General features: G+C 51.4%; 14 protein-coding genes and 1 tRNA gene. 9 read left to right on the top strand and 6 right to left on the bottom strand.

Translation table 11 applies throughout. From position 1 onward, the window contains the following. Positions 1-173 precede the first annotated feature (173 nt). Complete coding sequence (locus CRP01_RS23920) at positions 174-2,810, top strand: M1 family aminopeptidase (protein ID WP_099152639.1); 2,637 nt, start codon at positions 174-176, stop codon at positions 2,808-2,810. Positions 2,811-2,915: 105 nt separating this feature from the next. Next, positions 2,916-3,926, top strand: a complete 1,011-nt coding sequence (locus CRP01_RS23915; protein WP_099152638.1) for a potassium channel family protein — start codon at positions 2,916-2,918, stop codon at positions 3,924-3,926. A 14-nt stretch (positions 3,927-3,940) separates the two neighbouring features. On the opposite strand, the gene CRP01_RS23910 is transcribed toward CRP01_RS23915, so the two are convergent. After that, entirely contained in the window at positions 3,941-4,678 is a 738-nt protein-coding gene (locus CRP01_RS23910; protein WP_099152637.1) for a (Fe-S)-binding protein, read from the bottom strand. A gap of 152 nt (positions 4,679-4,830) precedes the next feature. Continuing rightward, positions 4,831-6,366 carry a hypothetical protein gene (locus CRP01_RS23905; RefSeq protein ID WP_099152636.1) on the bottom strand — a complete coding sequence of 512 codons (1,536 nt, stop codon included), beginning with the start codon at positions 6,364-6,366 and terminating at the stop codon, positions 4,831-4,833. Between the two features lie 130 nt (positions 6,367-6,496). On the opposite strand from CRP01_RS23905, the gene CRP01_RS23900 reads away from it, so the two are divergent. The 4 genes from CRP01_RS23900 to CRP01_RS23880 all read left to right on the top strand — a co-directional run bounded on the left by CRP01_RS23900 (position 6,497) and on the right by CRP01_RS23880 (position 13,611). Next, positions 6,497-7,282 (top strand): YwqG family protein, encoded by a 786-nt coding sequence (locus CRP01_RS23900; RefSeq protein WP_099152635.1) that lies wholly within the window; start codon positions 6,497-6,499, stop codon positions 7,280-7,282. 122 nt (positions 7,283-7,404) lie between these two features. Further along, a complete protein-coding gene (locus CRP01_RS23895; protein ID WP_099152634.1) occupies positions 7,405-8,517 on the top strand; it encodes an efflux RND transporter periplasmic adaptor subunit in 1,113 nt (370 codons plus the stop codon). A gap of 157 nt (positions 8,518-8,674) precedes the next feature. Then, the gene (locus tag CRP01_RS23890) at positions 8,675-11,770 is read left to right on the top strand and encodes an efflux RND transporter permease subunit (protein WP_099152633.1); all 3,096 of its coding nucleotides are present in this window, start codon (positions 8,675-8,677) and stop codon (positions 11,768-11,770) included. A 362-nt stretch (positions 11,771-12,132) separates the two neighbouring features. Continuing rightward, positions 12,133-13,611: a pyridoxal phosphate-dependent decarboxylase family protein gene (locus CRP01_RS23880; RefSeq protein ID WP_099152631.1), complete on the top strand. Its 1,479-nt coding sequence runs from the start codon at positions 12,133-12,135 to the stop codon at positions 13,609-13,611. 138 nt (positions 13,612-13,749) lie between these two features. Here CRP01_RS23880 and CRP01_RS23875 read toward each other — a convergent pair whose 3' ends face one another. The 4 genes from CRP01_RS23875 to CRP01_RS23860 form a co-directional block, all read right to left on the bottom strand. Next, positions 13,750-15,036 (bottom strand): adenylosuccinate synthase, encoded by a 1,287-nt coding sequence (locus tag CRP01_RS23875; RefSeq protein ID WP_099152630.1) that lies wholly within the window; start codon positions 15,034-15,036, stop codon positions 13,750-13,752. 136 nt (positions 15,037-15,172) lie between these two features. Then, the gene (locus tag CRP01_RS23870) at positions 15,173-15,526 is read right to left on the bottom strand and encodes an STAS domain-containing protein (RefSeq protein ID WP_099152629.1); all 354 of its coding nucleotides are present in this window, start codon (positions 15,524-15,526) and stop codon (positions 15,173-15,175) included. A gap of 11 nt (positions 15,527-15,537) precedes the next feature. Next, a complete protein-coding gene (locus CRP01_RS23865) occupies positions 15,538-16,068 on the bottom strand; it encodes a Fur family transcriptional regulator (RefSeq protein WP_099152628.1) in 531 nt (176 codons plus the stop codon). Positions 16,069-16,139: 71 nt separating this feature from the next. Further along, positions 16,140-18,368, bottom strand: coding sequence for a RelA/SpoT family protein (locus CRP01_RS23860; RefSeq protein WP_099152627.1), 2,229 nt, complete (start codon positions 18,366-18,368; stop codon positions 16,140-16,142). Between the two features lie 244 nt (positions 18,369-18,612). Between CRP01_RS23860 and CRP01_RS23855 the strand changes: the two genes are divergently transcribed. The 3 genes from CRP01_RS23855 (at position 18,613) to CRP01_RS23845 (ending at position 21,527) form a co-directional block, all read left to right on the top strand. Then, positions 18,613-18,694: transfer RNA gene (locus tag CRP01_RS23855), tRNA-Leu, on the top strand. Between the two features lie 498 nt (positions 18,695-19,192). Beyond that, positions 19,193-20,626 (top strand): trigger factor, encoded by a 1,434-nt coding sequence (gene tig, locus CRP01_RS23850; RefSeq protein ID WP_099152626.1) that lies wholly within the window; start codon positions 19,193-19,195, stop codon positions 20,624-20,626. A 190-nt stretch (positions 20,627-20,816) separates the two neighbouring features. Then, positions 20,817-21,527: a ClpP family protease gene (locus CRP01_RS23845; protein WP_099152625.1), complete on the top strand. Its 711-nt coding sequence runs from the start codon at positions 20,817-20,819 to the stop codon at positions 21,525-21,527. The last annotated feature ends 40 nt before the right edge of the window (positions 21,528-21,567 follow it).

The following is a 21,567-nucleotide window of genomic DNA, read 5'->3' as shown; positions in this document are numbered from 1 at the left end:
GTGTTTCTCTCCATAGAATCGGTCGTGGCCGAATTTTACTATTATTCTTGAGAAATAACTGTTTTTTTGTAGTTGAGATATTTTCACATTTCACTCACCGTTATTCTATCATATTAATGGAAGGTAAGTTCGTGGCCCGGCGGGGCTGACGACTTAACACTAAAAAACATCAAATGAGATTTTATTTTTTCTTTTTATCGGTAGCTCTCCTGCTGGCCGGTTGCGGTACCCAGAAGGTGGCCCAACAGGAACCGCAGGACCAACCGGAGGAATATTCAGAGGTTACCGAATACCGCGAACTGGACACCATGACGGTTTCCGCACCCCGGGCCATTGAAGAACCGACCGAAGAAACCTACGAGCTTCCCGAGTACAATCCCAGTCACGAGCGCAGCCATGATCTCCTGCATACCAAACTGGAGGTAGGCTTCAACTGGGAGGAAGAACAGGTAATGGGCAAAGCTACCCTGAAACTGAAACCTTACTTCTATGCCACCGATAAATTAGTGCTGGATGCGAAGAATTTCGAGTTCAACAGCATCACTTACGCCGGACAGAGCGAACCTCTCAAATACGAATACGACGGTCAGCAGGTCACGATCGATCTGGGCAAAACCCTGACCCGCAACGATGAGTATACCCTGGTAATCGATTATACGGCCACGCCCCGCGCTGACGGCGGTAGTGCCGCGATCACTTCGGACAAAGGCCTTTTCTTCATCAATCCCCGCGGTGAAGAAGGAGACAAACCCATGCAGATCTGGACCCAGGGTGAGACCGAAAATAACTCCCGCTGGTTCCCGACCATCGACAAACCGAACGAACGGACTACCCAGGAAATTTACGTAACGGTCGATGACCGCTTTGTGACCCTCTCCAACGGGCTGTTGGAATCGTCCACCAAGAACAGCGACGGTACCCGGACCGATTACTGGAAAATGGATCAACCCCACGCGCCCTACCTGTTTATGCTGGCCGTGGGTGAATTCGCCAAAGTGACCGAAAGCTGGAACGATATTCCGGTGGAATATTACGTAGAACCCGAATTTGAGGAAGATGCCAAAGCGATCTTCCCCTACACGCCCGAAATGCTGAGCCTGTTCTCCGACAAACTGGGGGTGGAGTTTCCCTGGCAGAAATACGCTCAGATCGTGGTGCGGGATTATGTATCCGGTGCAATGGAAAATACCACGGCGTCGATCTTCGGAGAGTTTATGCAGCGCAGTGCCCGCGAGCTGATCGACGAGCATCAGAACGAAAAAGTAGTAGCCCACGAATTGTTCCACCAATGGTTCGGTGACTACGTGACTACCGAAAGCTGGGCTAACCTGACGATGAACGAAGGTTTTGCCAACTACAGCGAATACCTGTGGATGGAACACAAATACGGACGCGATGCCGCGGACTACCACCTGGCACAGGAATGGTCCGGCTACTTCGGTTCGGCGCAGGGTGGGGTGCACCCGCTGATCTATTTTGGGTACGATGATAAAGAAGATATGTTCGACGCCCACAGTTACAACAAGGGCGGATCGGTACTGCATATGCTGCGCAACATGGTAGGCGACGATGCTTTCTTCGCCGCTCTGAAAAAATACCTGACGGAAAATGCCTATTCCGATGTGGAAGCGCACGAACTGAGACTTGCATTTGAAGATGTGACGGGGCAGGACCTCAACTGGTTCTTCAACCAGTGGTACTTCAACCAGGGACACCCGGTAATGACCCTCAACTACGATTACGACGAAGCGGCCGGTGAGGCCAGTCTCACGGTAGAACAAACGCAAAGCCCGGAAAATATGCCGGCCATTTTTGAATTGCGCACCTTCGTGGATGTATATAAGGCCGACGGCACCAGCACGCGTTATCCCGTACACGTGACCGAACGCGAGCAAACCTTCACCTTCCCCGCCACGGAGCGTCCTGCACTGATCAATTTTGATCCTTCCCGTTCTCTGCTGGCCATTCGCCAGGATAACAAATCGGATGAGGAACTGATGTTCCAGTTCAAGCACGCACCGCGTTTTGTGGATCGCTTCGAAGCCATGCAAAAGCTGAGCGGTGAGAATATGCCCGAAGTAAAAACGATGCTGAACGAAGCACTGAAAGATGATTTTTGGGTGATCCGGGCGATGGCGCTGCAAAACCTGCAGCCGGATGAAAATACCATCCCCATCATCCGGGAGCTGGCCAAAAATGACGAGCGTTCGGACGTGCGGGCTACGGCCTTCGCCATGCTGGCGGAAATGGGCGATGAGGAATCGCTGGAAATAGCCAAGACGGCCATTGAAAAAGATCAGTCCTACTCCGTAGTGGCTTCCGCTCTGGCAATGATCAATGAACTGCAGCCCGAACTGGCCCTCCAGTACGCTCAGAAACTGGAAGACGTCAGTATTCCGGAGATCGTTGAAATGGTGGGTGATATCTACATCGCCGGCGGGAAGGCGGAAAATCTGGCCTTCTTCGAAAAGAATATCGAAAAACTGGATGGTTTCAGTGTGATCAATTTCATGGACAGCTACCAGGCGCTGGCCGTAAACGTAGGGCTGGAAACCGCAAAAGTGGTAGCGGGCCGACTGGAGGTGATCGCCATGGATGCCAACCAGTCGCAATTCAAGCGGTTTGGTGCCACCCGGGCCATCGTACAAATGAAGCAGTACTACCGGGAGCAAATAGGCGTTGCCGATGCGGATGAAAAAGCCGCCATCGAGGCGCAGATCAGTGCCCTGGACGCTCAATTTCAGAAGATCTTCTCGAACGAGAACGATCCGCAGTTAAAATCGCTGTACCAGCGCCTGCAGGTGCCGTAAAACCACCGGCGAGCGCAGATCGGAAGCGGTGAACTACTTTGTTGGTAGTTCACCGCTTTTTATTTTCAATCCAGGGCGGTAGCTTGTATCTTAGCCTAAAAGCGTATGAAGGGGCAATTACGCAAGCTGATCACGGCAATTTTCCTGTTGCAGATCAGTCTTCTGATCGGTGTTTTCGGCTTTATGCAGGTCGAGGATTACGATCTCATGAACGCTTTTTATATGGCCGTGATCACCATCTCCACGGTCGGATTTACCGAAGTGCACGAGTTGTCGCCCAACGGCCGCCTGTTCACTTCGGTGTACATCCTGATGAATCTGGGCATTTTTGCCTACGTCGTATCGGTGATCAGTGCCTACTTATTCGAGGGAGAACTTCGTTCAATCTTTAAAGACTTTATGGTGGACCGGGAACTCAACAAATTAAAAGACCACGTTATCGTTTGCGGCTACGGTCGCAACGGCAGTCAGGCCTGCGAAGAATTATTAAAAAGCGGAAAGGAATTTGTGGTGATCGAAAAGGATCCGGAGATCCGCCAGAGCGTACCCTCCACCAGTGGATTCCAGTTCCTGATCGCGGACGCTACAGCCGACAGCAATCTGAAACTGGCGGGTATCGAGAGGGCCAGCGTTATTATCATTACCACACCCTCCGACGCGGCAAATGTCTTCATTACGCTCACCGCCCGGGTGCTGAAGCCGGATATCTACATTATCTTCCGGGCATCGGAGAAACAAACGGAGGAAAAACTTTACCGGGCGGGTTCAAACCAGGTGATCATGCCGGATAATCTGGGCGGTATGTTCATGGCCCAGATGGTCACCAAACCGGTAGTGATCGAATTTCTCGATCTGCTCACCGGACGGGGCGGCAGTGATTACCGCCTGGAAGCGATCCATTTCGAAAACCTGAAATCGCAGTTTCGGGATAAGACCCTCCGGCAACTGAACATACCGGAAGTAACCGGCTGCACCGTGATCGGTGTGAAGGATAATATTAAAGGATTGATACCCAGCCCCAGTTCGGATATTTTCATCGGAGTGGATGATACATTGATCGTATTGGGCTCGGAGCAGCAGCTAAAAAAGATGGTGGCTCATTTTACCCGGCTCTAGGCGGGGCGGTCGGTTCATCGCTTACCGTTTAGGATCTCGGCGATGTGCACCACCTGTAAGGGGCGCTTCTCCCGCCGAATCAGACCTTCCATGTGCATCAGGCAGGACATATCGGCGGAGGTAATGTATTCCGCGCCGTGGCTTTCGTGATCTTTGATCCGGTCTTTACCCATTTTAACGGAAACGGCTACCTCACTGACGGCAAAGGTGCCGCCGAAACCGCAGCACTCATCCGTCCGGGCCAGTTCCACGAGTTCGATATCCTGAACGAGGCCCAGCAAATACTGCAGCTTGGAAAAATCATCGACCATCAGTTCGGACGTTTTCGCCATCCGGAGACCCCGCAAGCCGTGGCAGCTCTTATGCAGGCCTACTTTATGCGGAAAGCTGGCATCCAGTTTTTCCACTTTCAGTACGTCGGTCAGAAATTCACACAATTCGTAGGTACGTTTCCGGACCCGGTCCACTTCGTCATTCACACCGAGGATATCGTAATTCTCCTTGACGTGCAGGGCACAGCTTCCCGAAGGGGTTACAATGTAGTCGAAGGATTTGAAATTCTGCACGAAGCGACGCGCTACATCCCAGCCGGCATTCTCGTAACCGGAATTGGCCATCGGCTGGCCGCAACAGGTCTGTTGTTTGGGATACTCCACGTCTACTCCCAGTTTTTCCAATAGTTCCAGCGTGGCAATTGCGGCCTGTGGATAAAACTGATCGACGTAGCAGGGAACAAATAAACCAACCTTCATTTGCGGTACAATTTTCAATTCGCCCCAAAATAGAAAAATATTGCGAGGTGCTTCTCCTCAATCCCTTTCGCCAATGGATTTGGTCATCGAATTGGCATCTTGCCCGGCACCAGACCACCCGGTCGAAGGATGAAAATACGATGAGCCTTCCGCTATTTCCGCATCCAGGATATCGGGAAGACCTCACCTTCCGCTTCTGGATTATTCAAATTCACCATATACAGCAGAAACGTATTCTCCTGATCACTGCGGGTCATGGCCGGTACCAGTCCCGTTTTCGATCCGGCCCGGATAACTGTACTGAGATTCTGATGCTGCAATACGCCGTTTTCACCGATCTTCACCATATGCAGGATAGGAGTGGGCGTTGAATACTGGAGATCGAAAGATCTGATCCGGGAGGGCAAGTCCGTTTCTCCCGGCATGTTTTCTGCCTCGTCGTTGAAAAGTATATATTTCTGATCGCCGCGGCTTAAATAGGTATAGGAGGCAAAGGTCGGCTGGCCCCAGAGGGTGGACTGATCTTTGGGTATGCGGGTCATCCATGATTTGCGCAGGGTGGTATCCAGCTGAATGACAAGGATGTCCCGGTAAGTATCTTTATCGTCATCGTAGATGCGCTGTTCGCCAATCATGGTCAGGCCTTCTTGCTCATCCCAATCCAGTCGGTCGATAAAAAAATCGCGAAACTGGCGGGTGCCCGAAACATGTTTGCCGTCCGCATCGGCATACGGATGGGCCGCCTGGTAATCCTCCTTGCTGATCGGGATCTCTTTTTTTCGGAATCCCTGGGTTTTCTGGTCGATCCGGTAGGCGAATACTCCGGCCTGAAAAACTTTTTTGGCATCGCGGTAAAGTCCGGCGCCGTACAGGTTGCCCTGCTTGTCCATCGTGAAGCGCAGATCGGTGATCACCTTATCCGGCAGTTGAATGGCGAAGGAAACGGCTTCACTGGTGTTCTGATCCAGCCGGAGTACGAAACGCTCGATCTTGTCGTCCCGGATGCGGGCCCCGATCTTTCCTTTATAATCTTCGCAGAGGAGATAAGCGTTGCCGTCATTGTCCACCTTACAGGCGTAGATGTAAAAATTCTCGTTTTTATTGGGCAGCAGGAAACGCTTCGTCCACTGGCGGGTCAGTTGTTGGTCCAGCACATGGATCTCCATTTTCACCGGGTCTTCCGGTACGGCGTAGCTCCAGCTGTAGAACATGATCTGCGTACTGTCCGGAGACAGTGCGTAACCGAAAGGGATACGCAGGCGACCGGGAACGTAGGCTTCCGCAATTTTTTCGGACGCCACTTCTTCCAGATCGGGCAGGCTGAAACGGCGGATAAAAAGCAGGTCACGTTGCGGCCCCGGATAGAATAGGGAGGTGATCAGGGTCAGTTGCCCTTCCCAGATAAAGGCGCTTTCCACCATGCCGGATAAACCGCGCCGGACGAGGGATAACTCATTTTCCGCCTCGACGGTTTCGGATGCTCCGGTAAAGATCATCCGCACTTTACTGGGCGTTTCGCCCCGGTCGGTAAAAATCGTAACGTAACCTTTACCGGCTACGGGCAGGATTTCAAAGATCTGGCTGGCCTTTGCATCTTCGGGAGGATTGCCGTTTCTGCGTTGGGCGTTGACCTGCAAACCGGCCAGCAGCAGGAAAAAAAGCAGGGGGTAGATAGTAGTCTTGCTCATGTATTTCTAAATAATTCTGAATCAACTTCTTCAAGATGCTAAGAAATTACGCATTACTGTTAGAAACTACTGCGTCTTTAAGAAAAGTTTAAAACTTTTCATTTGCTGCAAAAAGCTTAACTTCACGCCTATGGAATGGATGGAAGAATTACCGGAGCCTTTAACACCTTTCCGGGAGAAACTGCTGGAAAGCAAAAGGCATTTTATCGAGATCGTTCCGACGCTGGAACCACCGACCGCTCCCTGGCAGAGTTGTTTTGGGGGAACGCCCTATCTGCCGAAGACGGTGGATTTTCCGACCAGTCCGGACGGTACGCAGTTGTTCTTTCTGGCGCAGGTCAATCTGGCTGAAATGCCTCCACTGGAGCCGTTTCCCCGTCAGGGTATCCTGCAGTTCTACATCTTTGACGATGCCTTATTCGGGATGAATACGGAAGATCCATTCCGGCAGGATCGGTTTCGGGTAGTTTACTATCCGGAGGTAGTGACGGATCGGTCGGCCCTGCAAACGGACTTTTCCTTTTTGCGGGCCTATGACGACCTTCCGGTGTATACGCATTTGCACAGCGGAATGGAATTTACCAAAGAGGAGGAAGTGGTTCCTTTGACCGATCAATTTTTTACCCGACATTTGGGTCAGGATTTCTTTGAACAATTCGGCGATCTGCAGTGGCCACTCTATAACTACTACGGAGAACAAACTTCCTCGGAAGGCCACAAGATGGGTGGATACGCCCATTTCGCCCAGGAAGATCCACGCGAAGACGAGCAGCTCATGCTGTTGTTTCAGATGGATACGGACGCCGAAATGGAAAGCATGTGGGGAGATATGGGAACGGCTAAGTTTTTTATTTCTGAAAAAGATTTAAGCCAAATGGACTTTTCACGTGTTATGTTTTACTGGGACGCTTATTAGGGTCCGAAGTTTTTTACATTGAACTAGCAAACTAGAAGGTATTGGAGCGGTGCCATATGGATTCTTACTGCTAAGTACGCTTAGCTTCATTTTTTTATATATTTATTTTACGGTACTGCTTTATGAAAAAAAGATCTACTCGAATACTCTCCTTCCTGGGGATCCTCCTGGTAATTGCTGTAATAGCATTATACCGCCTGGGGTATTTCAGCGAATCGGAAAAGAAAATGTCGATGGCGGATGATACTGCCGATGCCAAGCCCGTTGCGGTAGCCAACAGTTCGGCCTCTAACGCCCTGCCCGTAAGGGCAATGGTGATCGAACCCACTTCGGTAATAGAATTTATTTCGGTCAACGGTTCCACCCAGCCGGATGAGGAAGTTACGGTAAGCAGTGAAGTGCCGGGTAAGGTCATGAAGATCCTTTTTAAGGAAGGCAGCCGCGTCGGTAAAGGCGCATCGCTGATCCAGCTGGACGATACCGAATTGCAGGCCCAGCGGCAGCGTCTGGTGGTTCAGCAGAACCTCAACGAAAAGATCTCCGAGCGCTTACAGGCCCTTTACGAAAAAGAAGGGGTGAGCCTGCAGGAATACGAGGTGGCCAAAGCCGAAGTGGAAAAGGTCAAAGCGGAGATCGCTCTGGTCGATGCCCAGTTGGATAAGCGCATTATTCGCGCCCCCTTCAGTGGGGTGCTCGGCCTGCGTATGGTGAGTGAAGGAAGTTACCTGTCTCCCGGAACAGCCATTGTAAACCTGGTCAATATCAACCCGATCGAGATTGAGTTCTCGGTGCCGGAAAAATACAGCCGTATGGTAGGAGCGGGGACGGAAGTCACCTTCAAACTGGACGGCCGCAATGAAACCTACACCGCCCGGGTGATCGCTACCGAACCGGTGATCGACGCCGATACCCGCACGTTTCGCCTGAAAGCCAGTGCTCCCAACCCCAACGGGTCTATCCTACCCGGAGCATTTGCCAATGTTACCGTCAATCTGAAAGAGTTTTCTTCCAGTATCATGATCCCTACGGAAGCCGTTATTCCCGAACTGGGGGGTAAAAAGGTTTTTGTAGCCCGTAACGGTACCGCCCAACCGGTAGAAGTGGAAACCGGCATCCGTCAGGAAGCCAATATTCAGGTGCTGTCCGGCTTGTCGGAAGGCGATACCCTGATCACTTCCGGTATACTTCAGCTTCGTACCGGATCGCCGGTAGATATCCTGCTTCCGACTGATTGATCAACAGATCGTAAGACCGGCTAAGGCGAGACGCCCGGAGAACCCTTCAGAACCTCCTGTCTCGCCGGCCAAAGGTCCCAAGGTCTGAATAAATCAACGTCTATTTATTCGTTCCGGGCAGCATGCAATCATAACTCCGCCCATCAATTTGACCCATATGAGTCTTTCATCCATAAGTATCCAACGGCCCGTTTTAGCAAGTGTTTTATCCATCGTGATCATCCTGTTCGGTCTGATCGGACTCCGCTCTCTTGGTGTCCGGGAATACCCCAGTGTGGATAAACCGATCATTTCCGTGTCTACGACCTACGTAGGTGCCAACGCTGAGATCATCGAATCGCAGATCACCGAACCGATCGAAGAAGCGATCAATGGTATTGCCGGTATCCGGGCCATTACCTCGGTTAGCCGGGACGGCCGAAGCACGGTGACGGTAGAATTCAACCTGGAAGTCGACCTGGAAACGGCCGTTAACGACGTGCGGGATAAAACCAGCCGGGCTGTTCGTAACCTGCCTCCGGATGCCGAACCGCCTACGGTCTCGAAAAACGATGCGGATGCCAGTCCGATCATCTTCCTCAACATCCAGAGCCAGCAGCGGTCCTTACTGGAATTGACCGACCTTGCCGAAAACGTGTTCAAAGAACGCCTGCAGACCGTCAACGGCGTGAGTAGTATCATGGTGTGGGGCTCCAAACGCTATTCCATGCGCCTGTGGATCGAACCCGCTCAGCTGGCGGCTTATCAGCTTACTCCTCTGGATGTAAGAAATGCGCTGCAACGGGAAAATATCGAATTGCCTTCGGGCAGTGTGGAGGGGAATAATACGGAACTTACCGTGAGAACCCAGGGCCGCTTGACGACGCCCGAAGATTTTAACAATCTTATCGTCAAAGTCGTAAACGGGAATATCGTGCGTTTTCGGGATATCGGTAATGCCGAACTGGCTCCGGAAAACCTGCGGTCTATTCTGAGAAGGGATGGTATCCCCATGGTGGGTAACGCCATCGTGCCCCAACCGGGCTCCAATCATATCGAGATCGCCGACGAGGTCTACAAACGTCTGGATCAGATCAAAAGAGACTTGCCGGCAGACGTAATGGTCGATGTCGGTTTTGATAACACGACTTATATCCGGGCTTCTATCGCGGAGGTTGAACAAACGATCTATCTGGCTTTCGGCCTGGTAACGCTGATCATTTTCCTGTTCCTGAGGGACTGGCGAACGACCCTTATTCCGATAGTGGTGGTTCCCATCTCGCTGATCGGTGCTTTCTTTATCATGTACGTCGCGGGCTTTTCCATCAATATCCTCACCCTGCTTGGAGTTGTATTGGCGATCGGTCTGGTTGTGGATGATGCCATTGTGGTGTTGGAAAATATTTATTCGAAGATCGAGGGAGGCATGTCTCCCGTACAGGCTGCTTTCAAGGGGTCCGGGGAGATCTTCTTTGCCGTTATTGCGACCACCGTCGCTCTGGCTGCGGTGTTTATGCCGGTAATATTCCTGCAGGGCCTGACCGGCCGTCTGTTCCGTGAATTTGGTATTGTCATCGCCGGTGCGGTGATCATTTCCAGTTTCGTGGCGCTTACCCTGACGCCGATGCTGTCGAGTAAGTTGCTGAAAAGGCGTGCACGCCAGCCCTGGTTCTATCGCGTTACGGAGCCCTTTTTCCGGAACCTGACGAATGGATATTCCTACCTGCTGTCGGGCTTTATGCGGGTACGGTGGCTGGCTCTGCCGATCATGGTACTGACCGGTTTTATGATCTATTATATTGGTCTCCGCCTGCCGGCGGAACTGGCGCCACTGGAAGACCGCAGCCGGCTCCGGGTGCGGGCTACGGCCGCGGAAGGTTCCACCTACGAATACATGGACGACTTCATGAACGAGTTGTCCGCCGTCACGGAAAAAGAGATCCCGGAAATGGCCGGTGCCGTGTCGATCACTTCGCCGGGTTACGGTTCGTCCTCTACGGTGAACTCCGGAATGCTGATCCTGTTGCTGAAAGATCCGAAAGAGCGGCAGCGCTCCCAGCAGCAGATCCTCGATGATATTTCTCCGGTATATTCCAAGCTCAGCGGAGCCCGGGTATTTGCCAGCCAGGAAGTGAGTATCGGGGACCGCCGTGGTGGATTGCCCGTACAGTTCGTGATCCAGGCCAACAACTTTCAGAAGCTGAAAGAGATCGTGCCTACCTTCCTGGAAGAGGCGCAGAAAGACCCTACCTTTAGTTTTGTGGATGTAGACCTGAAGTTCAACAAACCGGAGATCCAGATCAACATCGACCGGCAAAAAGCGCAGGACCTCGGGGTATCGATCATTGATGTCGCCCAGACCCTGCAGCTCGGACTGAGCGGTCAGCGTTTCGGGTACTTCATCATGAACGGTAAACAATACCAGGTGATCGGACAGATTCAGCGGGAAAACCGGGATGAACCGGTAGACGTTAAGTCGCTTTACGTGCGTAACCGGGACGGCCACATGATCCAGTTGGATAACCTCATCACGATGACGGAGCAAACTACTCCGCCAACGCTTTATCGCTTCAACCGCTTTATTTCGGCTACGGTTTCTGCCGGCCTCGCAACCGGCAAAACGACCGGAGACGGGATCGCAGCCATGCAGGCTGTCGCGGACCGGGTACTGGACGATTCTTACCTGACCAGCCTGACCGGGCCTTCCAAGGATTATCTGGAAAGTTCTTCCAGTCTTTCCTTTGCATTCGGTTTGGCCCTGATCCTGATCTATCTGGTACTGGCGGCCCAGTTTGAAAGTTTTGTCGACCCCTTCATCATCATGTTCACCGTGCCCCTGGCTTTAGCCGGTGCGGTACTGACTTTGTTGTGGTTTGGTCAGACGCTCAATATCTTCAGCCAGATCGGTATCATTATGTTGATCGGTCTGGTGGCCAAAAACGGTATTCTGATCGTTGAATTTGCCAACCAGCGAAAAGAAGCTGGTCTGGACCGGATAGCGGCGATCAAAGATGCTGCGGCCGCGCGTTTCCGCCCGATTCTCATGACGAGTCTTTCGACCATACTCGGTACGCTTCCGATAGCACTGGCCCTGGGCGAAGGTTCCGAAAGCCGGGTATCCATGGGTATTGCCGTAATCGGCGGATTGGTATTCTCTACCATTCTGACACTTTTTGTTATTCCGGCTATCTACTCTTACCTGTCTTCCAGGAAAGCGAATATTCAGAAGATGGAAGAGATCCTGGAGGAGCGGGAAAAAACGGAGATGGTTTAAGGCCGGAGCTATTCAATTTTAAGTAATGGCAATGCCAATTACAACTACAATGGCAGGAAAATGGCGACTGCCTGGTCCATTGATGGCCTTTTCGCCCGATGTTGGATCATTGAAATTGCCATTGCCATTGAATTTGCCATTTCGTGCAGGCTATGATCCGGGTCCTGAATGACTCTGATTCGGAGGGGAAAACTAGGTGCGGGTATGGAGATTAGGGCGAGTTTTTTGCCTTCCAATTTTATCCATACCCGCACGCTGCCCCGCTGCATCCCCTCATTACATCGTGCATTCCGCTCAATAAGTGGGTTGGGGGAAAACTTTTTTTCTCCAAAAGGTGTAGGTTTGATAAAGAAATCGAACCAATGGGAAAAAATAACACCACACCTATTGCCCCGGAAGTCGCCGCGGAATCTCTGGATCCGCAAGATTGGGAACAGGCCCGTTCCCTGATGCACCAGATGGTTGATGATGCCATCGATTTCATCGCCGGAGTACGCGAAAGACCCATTTGGCAGGAAATGCCCGATGAGGTACTGGAAACTTTTCAAACGTCCCTGCCGCAGGAGCCTCAATCCGCTGAGGCGGTTTATCAGGAATTCAAAGAAAACATATTACCGTATCCCATGGGAACCGTTCATCCGCGGTTTTGGGCCTGGTATATGGGTGCCGGCACCTTTTCCGGAGCCGCTGCCGATTTCCTGGCCTCCATTACCAATTCCAACCTCGGAGGGGGCAATCACGCCGCCCATAAAGTGGAAGAGCAGGTGATCAACTGGATGAAAGAGATCATGGGCTTCCCGGCTACGGCCAGCGGTCTGCTGGTAAGCGGCGGCTCCATGGCTAATCTGCTGGGACTGACCGTAGGGCGAAATGTACAGGCCGGTTACGACCTCCGGGAAGAAGGCATCAAAGATGGTAAGCGGTTCACGGTCTATGCTTCCACCGAAGTGCATAGCTGCAACCAGAAAGCAGTGGAATTATTGGGAATGGGCAGTCGGAGCCTGCGCAAGATCGCCGTCAATGAAGATTATACCATCAACCTGGACGCTCTGCGGGAACAGATCGAGCGGGATCGATGCGAGGGGCTTCAGCCCATCTGTGTGATCGGTTCGGCGGGAACGGTCAACACCGGTGCGGTGGATGATATCGATGCGCTGGCGGACCTCTGTGCCGCCGAGGGACTTTGGCTGCACATCGACGGTGCCATCGGTGCCATTGGTATGTTAGCGGATAATGTACGGCCGCAAATCGCCGCGCTTTCCCGGGCGGATTCCCTGGCTATCGATCTGCACAAGTGGATGCACATGCCATTCGAAGCCGCCTGTGTACTGGTGAAAAACCAGGATGCGCATAAAAACACCTTTGCCCTAATCCCGGAATATCTGGCAAAAAATACCCGGGGTGTTGCTTCGGGCAGCAATTGGTTCAGTGAATACGGCCCGCAGTTATCACGTCGTTTCCGGGCGCTGAAAGTGTGGATGTCCCTGAAGGAACACGGTGCTAAAAAATTCGGTCGTATGATCGCGAGGAATGTAGAGCAGGCGCACTATCTCAAAGACCTGATCGAGCAGCATCCCGATCTGGAACTCATCGCTCCGGTAGGCATGGACATCGTCTGCTTCCGTTACCAACCGGCCGGGCTGAATACCGAAGCACTGAATGCGCTCAATAAAGAGATCAAGCTGCAGTTGGAAGAACGCGGCATCGCGGCACCGGGTTACACCACACTGGGTGGCCGTTATTGCCTGCGCATCGCTATTTCCAATCATCGGAGCCGGGAAGAAGATTTCGATCTGTTGGTAGAACAGGTATGCCGTATAGGCGAAGAGATTCGCAATTAGGCACTTAGCGGCAAGTCAGCGTAAATAGTACTGGATGTTCTCATGGATCAGGAACAGAGAGCCAGATCAGGAGAGCGGGAAAAGGTATAAAACACCCCCTTTCCCGATCTCCTCGTCACCCAGTCTCCCCGTCACCAACTAAACCTCCGCAGCCACACCCCGCAGGATCAGTTTCTTTCTCTCAGGACCGGTAGATACCATCGTCACCGGTACATCCAGCTGGTCTTCCAGCATTTCCAGGTACCATTTGGCTTCCGCCGGCAGGGCATCGAAATCCTGAATACCGTCCAGGGACTGTTTCCAACCCGGATAAGATTCGAGCACCGGCTCGATCTTCGCATGACAAATATCGTAGGGAAGTTGTTTGGTCTCTTCGTCGCCGATCTGGTAGGCGGTAGCAACTTCGATATGATCGAAGATATTCAGTACGTCGATCTTAGTTACCACCAATTGCGTAACGCCGTTCAGCATAATAGTATACTGCAGTTGGGGAAGATCAATCCATCCACAGCGGCGGGGCCGGCCGGTAGTTGCTCCGAACTCAGCACCTTCCTTGCGCAGCAGTTCTCCGGTTTCGTCAAACAGCTCCGTCGGGAAAGGGCCCGATCCCACCCGGGTACAATAGGCCTTGGTGATACCGATCACTTCGCCGATCTGCTGGGGAGCAATACCGAGACCGGTACAGACCCCGGCCGTAATCGTATTGGAAGAAGTAACGAAAGGATAGGTGCCGAAATCAATATCGAGCATAGATCCCTGGGCGCCTTCCGCCAGTACGGCGTGTCCCTGTTTGAGGGCCTGATTGATGTAGTATTCGCAATCGACCAGCCGCAGACTGCGCAGCACCTCGATACTTTCAAACCATTTCTTTTCCTCGGCTTCCAGATCAAAGGCTACTTCCGGGTAGATCTCCAGTAAGTTGAGGTGTTTCTGCTTCAGGGAATCGTAGCGATCCTGAAAATCGTCCTGTAGAATATCTCCGACCCGCAAACCGTTACGTCCGGTTTTATCCATGTAGGTAGGGCCGATCCCCTTCAGCGTGGAACCGATCTTTTCCTGGCCTTTAGCATTTTCGGAAGCGGCATCCAGCAGTCGGTGGGTGGGCAGGATCAGGTGTGCTTTGAGTGCAACGAGCAGGCGATTCTGGTAGGACACTTCGGCTTCGTCCAATTCGCTGAGCTCGCGGGAAAGGGTGATCGGATCGATCACCACACCATTGCCAATGACATTGATGATATTGGAGCGAAAAATTCCGGAGGGAACCGTATGAAGGACAAATTTTTTACCGTCGAATTTGAGGGTATGGCCGGCATTAGGGCCGCCCTGAAAGCGGGCTACGATATCGTATTTGGTGGCGAGGTAGTCAACAATTTTACCTTTTCCTTCATCACCCCATTGCAAACCGAGGATTACATCAACTGCCATATCAAAAATTATTTCTATAAAAATAATGAAACCTAACAAAATACCTATTGGGTATCGTTAGGTTTTCCTAGACGTTCGTTTTACCCGGTAAAATTAAACAAACAATTGGATCAGCTAAGGTTTTGCCGTGGAAAAATCAATTCTTTTGCTCCGGAAATACGCCAAATGCGGCCTCTACGGTATCCGTCTGCTCGAATAGCGGGGAAAGCTTGGTCATTTCAAATAGTTTGACCACCGTAGGGGAGAGGCTGGCCAAAACGACCTTTCCTCCTTGTTTTCTGGTGCGCTCCCGGAGGAGGATAAGCAGGTTAAGCCCGATGCTATTGATGTAATCAACGGCACTCAGATCCACCACAAAGTTGTAAAATCCCTGTTCTATCTGATCGTCGACCGTGCGCAGCACTTCTTTATTGGTGTGCTCACTCAGCAGGTCGCCGACTTGAAGAAGTTGAATGTTTTCTCGGACGCTTAATTGCCAGCTTGGGTTCATGGTAGAAAGGATCAGCGAAGAGGAAGTTCCTCTTTTGGTAGTAGAAAATTACCGGTTTCGGTCTCGTCGTTTTTATTAGTCTTAGTGCGCGGGCAGGCCCCTTCGCAGTGGCCGTACAGGTTGAGCGAATGGTGGGTGATGTTAAATTTCAGCAGATCGCCCATCATGCTTTTGATCTGTTGTACTCTCGGATCGCAAAACTCCAGCACCTTACCGCAATCAATGCAGATCAGGTGGTCGTGCTGCTTGTAGCCGTAGGACTTTTCGTACTGGGCGAGGTTTTTCCCGAACTGGTGCTTTTTGACCAGGTCGCAGGTCACCAGCAGTTCCAGGGTATTGTATACGGTAGCCCGGCTTACCCGGTAGTTCTGATTTTTCATATGAATGTACAGGGCCTCCGCATCGAAGTGATCGGAACGTTTGTAGATCTCTTCCAGGATCGCGAAGCGTTCGGGGGTTTTCCGGAGACCATTTTCTTCCAAATGCTCCGCAAATATTCGCTTAACCTCTTTTATTACATCTTGCTGCACACTATTCTCCATTGTTTTCTTTTTAAGCTGTTATTTCTGCAATCGCTTTCCCTCGATCACTGACCGCAAATGCTTTACAGGCCCTATTCTACTCTAGAAACAGTTGAAACGTGATCTAGGTTTTGCAAGGCCCTGATCGCCAGGTTTAACTGGTCCGTATTCGCAACCAGCAAACTGATCCGTCCTTCGAAATATCCTTCGTATCCTTCGATACTGAAGGAGCGGATATTCAGGTTGAGGGCCGAAGAGATCTGATGGCTTAGTTTTTCGATAATACCCGGTCCGTCGTCGATACCGGTGATCTTCAGGTCCGCCACGAAAGTGGAATTGGTGGTGGATACCCAGTCGGCCTTCATCACCCGGTAGCCGTAATTAGCCATCAGGTTGGCTGCATTCGGGCAGTTTGACCGGTGGATCTTCAGTCCGGCATTAGCTGTGAGGTACGCAAAGATCTGGTCGCCCTGTACCGGATTGCAACAACTCGCAAAACTGTAATCAAAACGTTCGGCCGGCTCCCCGTTGATCATGAGGCGCGGCTTTTCGGTGGCTTTCCTCGACGCCCGGTTTTTGGGTTTCGGTATTTCCGGGGCTGCCGCCGGGATCGGGTTGGGAGCCGTTTCCGTGATGACCAGTTTACCGGCTTCCGCGTGCACTTCCCGGAAGATCTCCGGAATACTCAGCTTGTCTACGGCAATATCGTAGAAGAAGTCTACCCGGGAGGGGTAAGCAAAGTGTTTCAGCAGAAACTCTATGCTGTCCTCGTAGTCGACCTTCAGATTTTTGAGTTTGCGTTGAATGGCCTCTTTGCCGAATTCTCCGCGAATACGGCGTTCTTCCTTGGTTGCCGAACGGATCTTGGCCCGGGCTTTACCCGTTACCACCATTTTCAGCCAGTCTTCACTGGGCTTCTGGTTCTTATTGGTGTAAACCTGGATCTGATCGCCGTTCTGCAGTTTATAACCCATCGGCACCAAACGGTTGTTGACCTTGATGGCGGTGCAATGGTACCCGATGTCCGTATGGATACTGAAGGCAAAGTCGAGAGCAGTGGCTCCGGAAGGCAGGATCTTCATGTCTCCCGTGGGCGTGTAGACAAACACCTCTTCGGTAAAGAGGTTATTAGCCCGGAAGTCTCCGAGGAATTCCACGGCGTCGCTGTTGGGATCTTCGAGGATCTCCCGCACATTATCCAGCCATCTTTCGTAAACATCCGGCTGGTCCTTCACGCCTTTATATTTCCAGTGGGCGGCAAAGCCCCGCTCGGCGATCTCGTCCATACGTTCGGTCCGGATCTGGACCTCCACGAACCGGCCTTTGGGTCCGATCACTGTGGTATGCAGTGATTCGTAACCGTTGGATTTTGGAGTGGTGATCCAGTCTTTCAAACGCTCCGGAATGGGCGTGTGCACATCCGTTACGATGGAATAGACCTGCCAGCAGGTCAGTTTTTCCCGCTCCGGCGGTACATCCAGGACGATCCGTACGGCAAACAGGTCGTAGATCTCTTCGAAGGGTACCTGCTTGTTCTTGATCTTGTTCCAGATGGAATAGATGGACTTCGGGCGGCCGTAGATGCGGTAGGTAGCATCCAGGCTGTTGAGTTTTTCTTCCAGGGGTTGAATGAACTCCTGAATATAGGATTCCCGCGCCCGTTTTGTTTCCGCCAGTTTCTTGGCAATAGCGTGGTAATTGTCCGGATCGGTCACCTTCATACAGAGGTCGAGGAACTCCGTCTTGAAAGCGTACAGCCCCAGGCGGTGGGCCAGCGGGGCGTAGATATAGCTGGTCTCGGCGGCGATCTTCAACTGCTTGTGGCGGGGCATGGAACCCAGCGTACGCATATTGTGAAGCCGGTCGGCCATTTTGATCAGTACCACCCGGACATCTTCCACGAGCGTACTGAGTACTTTCTTGAAATTTTCGGCCTGTGGGCTTTCTGCGTTGTAGGCGCTGTCCAGTTTAGTGAGGCCGTCGACGATCTTGGCGATACGGCCGCCAAACCTTTCCTGGATCTGGGCCAGGGTAACCTCGGTATCTTCCACTACATCGTGCAGCAGCGCGGCGGTGATGGCCGTCGGGCCCAGTCCGATCTCAGCGGCACAGATCTTGGCTACCGCAATGGGGTGCAGGATGTAGGGCTCTCCCGATTTGCGTCTTTGTTCCTGGTGAGCTTCCACGGCCAGTTCGTAGGCACCGCGTATATGTTCGCGGTCCCGATCGTCCATATGAGACTTGATCGACGCTACCATATCCTGGTAGGCGGATTCGATCATCTCTTGTTCTTCTCGATTTTTAATTAATACCTCAGGCATGGTTTTTTCCTACTGTGTTCATGGATCTTGGCTGCTTCACCGGTTACTAAAAAGAGTGAGCCATCCTCTGTGAAAATGGCCTGCAATTACAGTGTTTACCTTTCCTGTCGGCGCATATTTACCACTCTATACAAAGCTAATCAAAAAAATGGAAAAAAAACTTTTGATCCTATCTACTTGAAAAGCCGTTCTTTTTTATAAAAAAGATTATATATTTGCATCGCTTTTGAAAAAAGGTCCCATTGCGGGTGTGGCGAAATTGGTAGACGCGCTAGACTTAGGATCTAGTGCCGCAAGGCGTGGGGGTTCGAGTCCCTCCACCCGCACAACACAAAGATGGTGGCGAAAATGACTTTCCTCCCTGGCATTGAAGCAAGACCGGAAAGTTATTCCCCCTCAAAATCCAGGGTGACGGATTGCAGTTTGGTCAGGTATAAAAACAGGCTTATGCAGATTCCCCATCCGGTACTGGTACGAAGCTAGCATTAAGCATTTAGCCTTTTTGTATTAAACGTTACTTGTATATTATTGTTGAAAAAGCCCTGTAGATATCGGTGCTTTTGCTACCAGCACTAAAAAATGGCGGATTTTGTTAACAAATCCGCCATTTTTTTCGTCAACAATGATGCCGACTCTTTGTATATATTATTGCAGGTTGCCAGGCAACCTGGTAGAGAGCAGAAAGTAGAGGTCCATAAAGTTGGTAAGGAGAAACTGAGAGATCGTTAAAAGGAACGATGCCGTTTTAATTTTCCCGTTCCGGTCCGTCTGCTTGACACACTCTACGTGCTACAAAAGATTTTAATCATTTTAATGTTGTTGTTATGCCTAAGGTTGTCAGAGAGGATATTGACAATTTGAATACCGTATTAACGGTAACGATCGAAAAATCAGAATACGAAGGTCAGTTCAAGACTGAGCTAAATAAATATCGCAAGCAGGTTCAAATGAAGGGGTTCCGCAAGGGCAAAACCCCAATGAGCGTACTGCGTAAGATGTACGGGAAAGCTATCCTTTCGGATGTGATCAACGGAATGTTGCAATCCGAAGTAGGGAACTTCCTGACGGAAAATGATCTGAATTACCTGGGGCAGCCCCTGCCCAATGATGATCAGCAGGTCTACGAGTTCGATCCGAGAGATCTCGAAGATTTCGAATTCAAATTCGACCTGGGCCTGGCTCCCGATTTTGAAGTAGAGGGACTGGGAGATGACGCTTCCTTTGAGATGTACGATGTCACCATCCCCACGGATAAGATCGACGATGAGCTGGCTGCCGGCCGCAAGCGTATGGGCGAACAGGTGCCCATCGAAGGAGAAGTGCAGGAAGGTGATCTCATCAAACTATCTATCCAGGAGCTGGACGGCGACAGCCCGAAAGAAGAAGGCGTAACCAACGAATTCAGCGTGCCGGAAGACCGGCTGACGGATGAGGCCAAAAAGATCATCAGCCAGCACAAACCGGGCGATAGCTTCCAGATCAACATTTACGAACTGGAAAAAGAAACCTCTCCGGAATACGTGCACAACTATTTCCTGGGCGTTAAAGGCGAAGAAGCCGAAGCGGTAGGCGATACGGTCCAGGCGACCATCGTGGAGATCACCCGTCTGCAGGAAGCCGAAATGGATGAGGAATTCTTCAACAAGATGTTCGGAGAAGGAGTCGTGTCTACCGAAGAGGAGGCCCGCGAAAAAATGGAGAACGATCTGAAATCCTACTACGATCGTCAGGCCGAAGCGGTACTGTACCGCCATATCCAGGAATATCTGCTGGAGAAAAACTCCATGGACCTGCCGAAGGATTTCCTCAAGCGCTGGCTGAAAACGAATAACGAGAACGTTACCGACGAGCAGATCGAGCGCGACTTCCCCGATTTTCTGGACAACCTGAAATGGACCCTGATCCGTTCCAAACTGGCTAAAAAGCACGATGTGCAGATCAGCCAGGACGAGATCAAGGATGCCTTCAAGCGCCAGATCCAGGGAATGATCAGCAATCCGGCCCTGTTCGACGATAATTTCCTCGAAACTATGGCCGTGCGGATGATGGAAAAAGAGGAAGATGTGGATCGCGTTGCCCAGCAGGTACTGACCGATAAGGTATTTGCCGCGGTGAAAGATTCCGTAAAGGTAGAGCCGAAAGCGATCAGCACCGATGATTTTGAAAAAGTGATCCAGGATATCAACGAAGGAGACCAGGCTAAGGAACTGGCCCGGCAGGCAGCAGCGGGCGCTGATGCAGCCGGTGAAGAAGAATAAATAGCGAGTCCCGCGCCGCGCACCCGTAAGGTTTGCGGCGCGCCCGGGATTCCCGCAGCAGGTATACCAATAGCAAATATTGTCAGCCCCGGAAGCCTATTTTCCGGGAATTTTACCTATAGAGTTAACCATCGCGTACTTCGTGGTGTTAATAGTACGGATATTCCACAATTGAATTAAATACGCACTGATGTTTCATAAGGATGAATTCATGAAATACGCTACCGGCCACCTCGGGATGAGCCGGATGCACTTAGAGAAATACGCAGAGAAGAACATGGCTACCGTTCCTAATATTCAGGCTTTTACGCCGAATGTTATCGAGGAGCGTTCGATGAATATCGTCGGCCTGGATGTATTCTCTCGTTTGATGATGGACCGTATTATTTTCATGGGTGTGCCGGTAAATGATTACGTTGCAAACGTGATCCAGGCACAGATGCTATTCCTGGAATCCACTGACCCCAAGCGTGATGTACAGATGTTTATCAACAGCCCGGGTGGTAGTGTGATTGCCGGTTTGGGTATTTACGATACCATGCAATACATCTCTCCGGATGTGGCCACGATCTGTACCGGTCTGGCGGCTTCCATGGGTGCTGTACTGCTAACTGCGGGTGTTAAAGGAAAAAGAACCTGTCTGTACCACAGCCGGGTAATGATCCACCAGCCGCTGGGTGGTATGCAGGGTCAGGTGACCGAAATGGAGATCTACTACAAGCTGATCAAAGAGCAGCAGAAAGAACTGTATGAGATCCTGGCGCACCACACCGGAAAAGACTACGAACAGATCGAGCGGGATTGTGATCGCGATAACTGGATGACTGCCGATGAAGCCAAAGAATATGGCCTGATCGACGAAGTACTGGATCGCAACAATCCGCGTAGAAAAGAAAAATAAGAATCTTAAGTAATCCTGGTCGGGGTTAGGAGCCGAGACA

The sequence above is a fragment of the Flavilitoribacter nigricans DSM 23189 = NBRC 102662 genome, from assembly GCF_002646595.1.
Taxonomy (GTDB): domain Bacteria; phylum Bacteroidota; class Bacteroidia; order Chitinophagales; family Saprospiraceae; genus Flavilitoribacter; species Flavilitoribacter nigricans.
This window is presented reverse-complemented; position numbering and strand designations above follow the sequence as displayed.

Excerpts from the sequence above, each read along its gene's own strand:
- CRP01_RS23900 (WP_099152635.1), top strand. The coding sequence starts at position 6,497 with ATGGAATGGATGGAAGAATTACCGGAGCCTTTAACACCTTTCCGGGAG.
- CRP01_RS23845 (WP_099152625.1), top strand. The coding sequence starts at position 20,817 with ATGTTTCATAAGGATGAATTCATGAAATACGCTACCGGCCACCTCGGG.
- CRP01_RS23865 (WP_099152628.1), bottom strand. The coding sequence starts at position 16,068 with ATGGAGAATAGTGTGCAGCAAGATGTAATAAAAGAGGTTAAGCGAATA.
- CRP01_RS23905 (WP_099152636.1), bottom strand. The coding sequence starts at position 6,366 with ATGAGCAAGACTACTATCTACCCCCTGCTTTTTTTCCTGCTGCTGGCC.
- CRP01_RS23860 (WP_099152627.1), bottom strand. The coding sequence starts at position 18,368 with ATGCCTGAGGTATTAATTAAAAATCGAGAAGAACAAGAGATGATCGAA.
- tig (WP_099152626.1), top strand. The coding sequence starts at position 19,193 with ATGCCTAAGGTTGTCAGAGAGGATATTGACAATTTGAATACCGTATTA.
- CRP01_RS23910 (WP_099152637.1), bottom strand. The coding sequence starts at position 4,678 with ATGAAGGTTGGTTTATTTGTTCCCTGCTACGTCGATCAGTTTTATCCA.
- CRP01_RS23875 (WP_099152630.1), bottom strand. The coding sequence starts at position 15,036 with ATGGCAGTTGATGTAATCCTCGGTTTGCAATGGGGTGATGAAGGAAAA.
- CRP01_RS23890 (WP_099152633.1), top strand. The coding sequence starts at position 8,675 with ATGAGTCTTTCATCCATAAGTATCCAACGGCCCGTTTTAGCAAGTGTT.
- CRP01_RS23870 (WP_099152629.1), bottom strand. The coding sequence starts at position 15,526 with ATGAACCCAAGCTGGCAATTAAGCGTCCGAGAAAACATTCAACTTCTT.
- CRP01_RS23895 (WP_099152634.1), top strand. The coding sequence starts at position 7,405 with ATGAAAAAAAGATCTACTCGAATACTCTCCTTCCTGGGGATCCTCCTG.
- CRP01_RS23920 (WP_099152639.1), top strand. The coding sequence starts at position 174 with ATGAGATTTTATTTTTTCTTTTTATCGGTAGCTCTCCTGCTGGCCGGT.
- CRP01_RS23880 (WP_099152631.1), top strand. The coding sequence starts at position 12,133 with ATGGGAAAAAATAACACCACACCTATTGCCCCGGAAGTCGCCGCGGAA.
- CRP01_RS23915 (WP_099152638.1), top strand. The coding sequence starts at position 2,916 with ATGAAGGGGCAATTACGCAAGCTGATCACGGCAATTTTCCTGTTGCAG.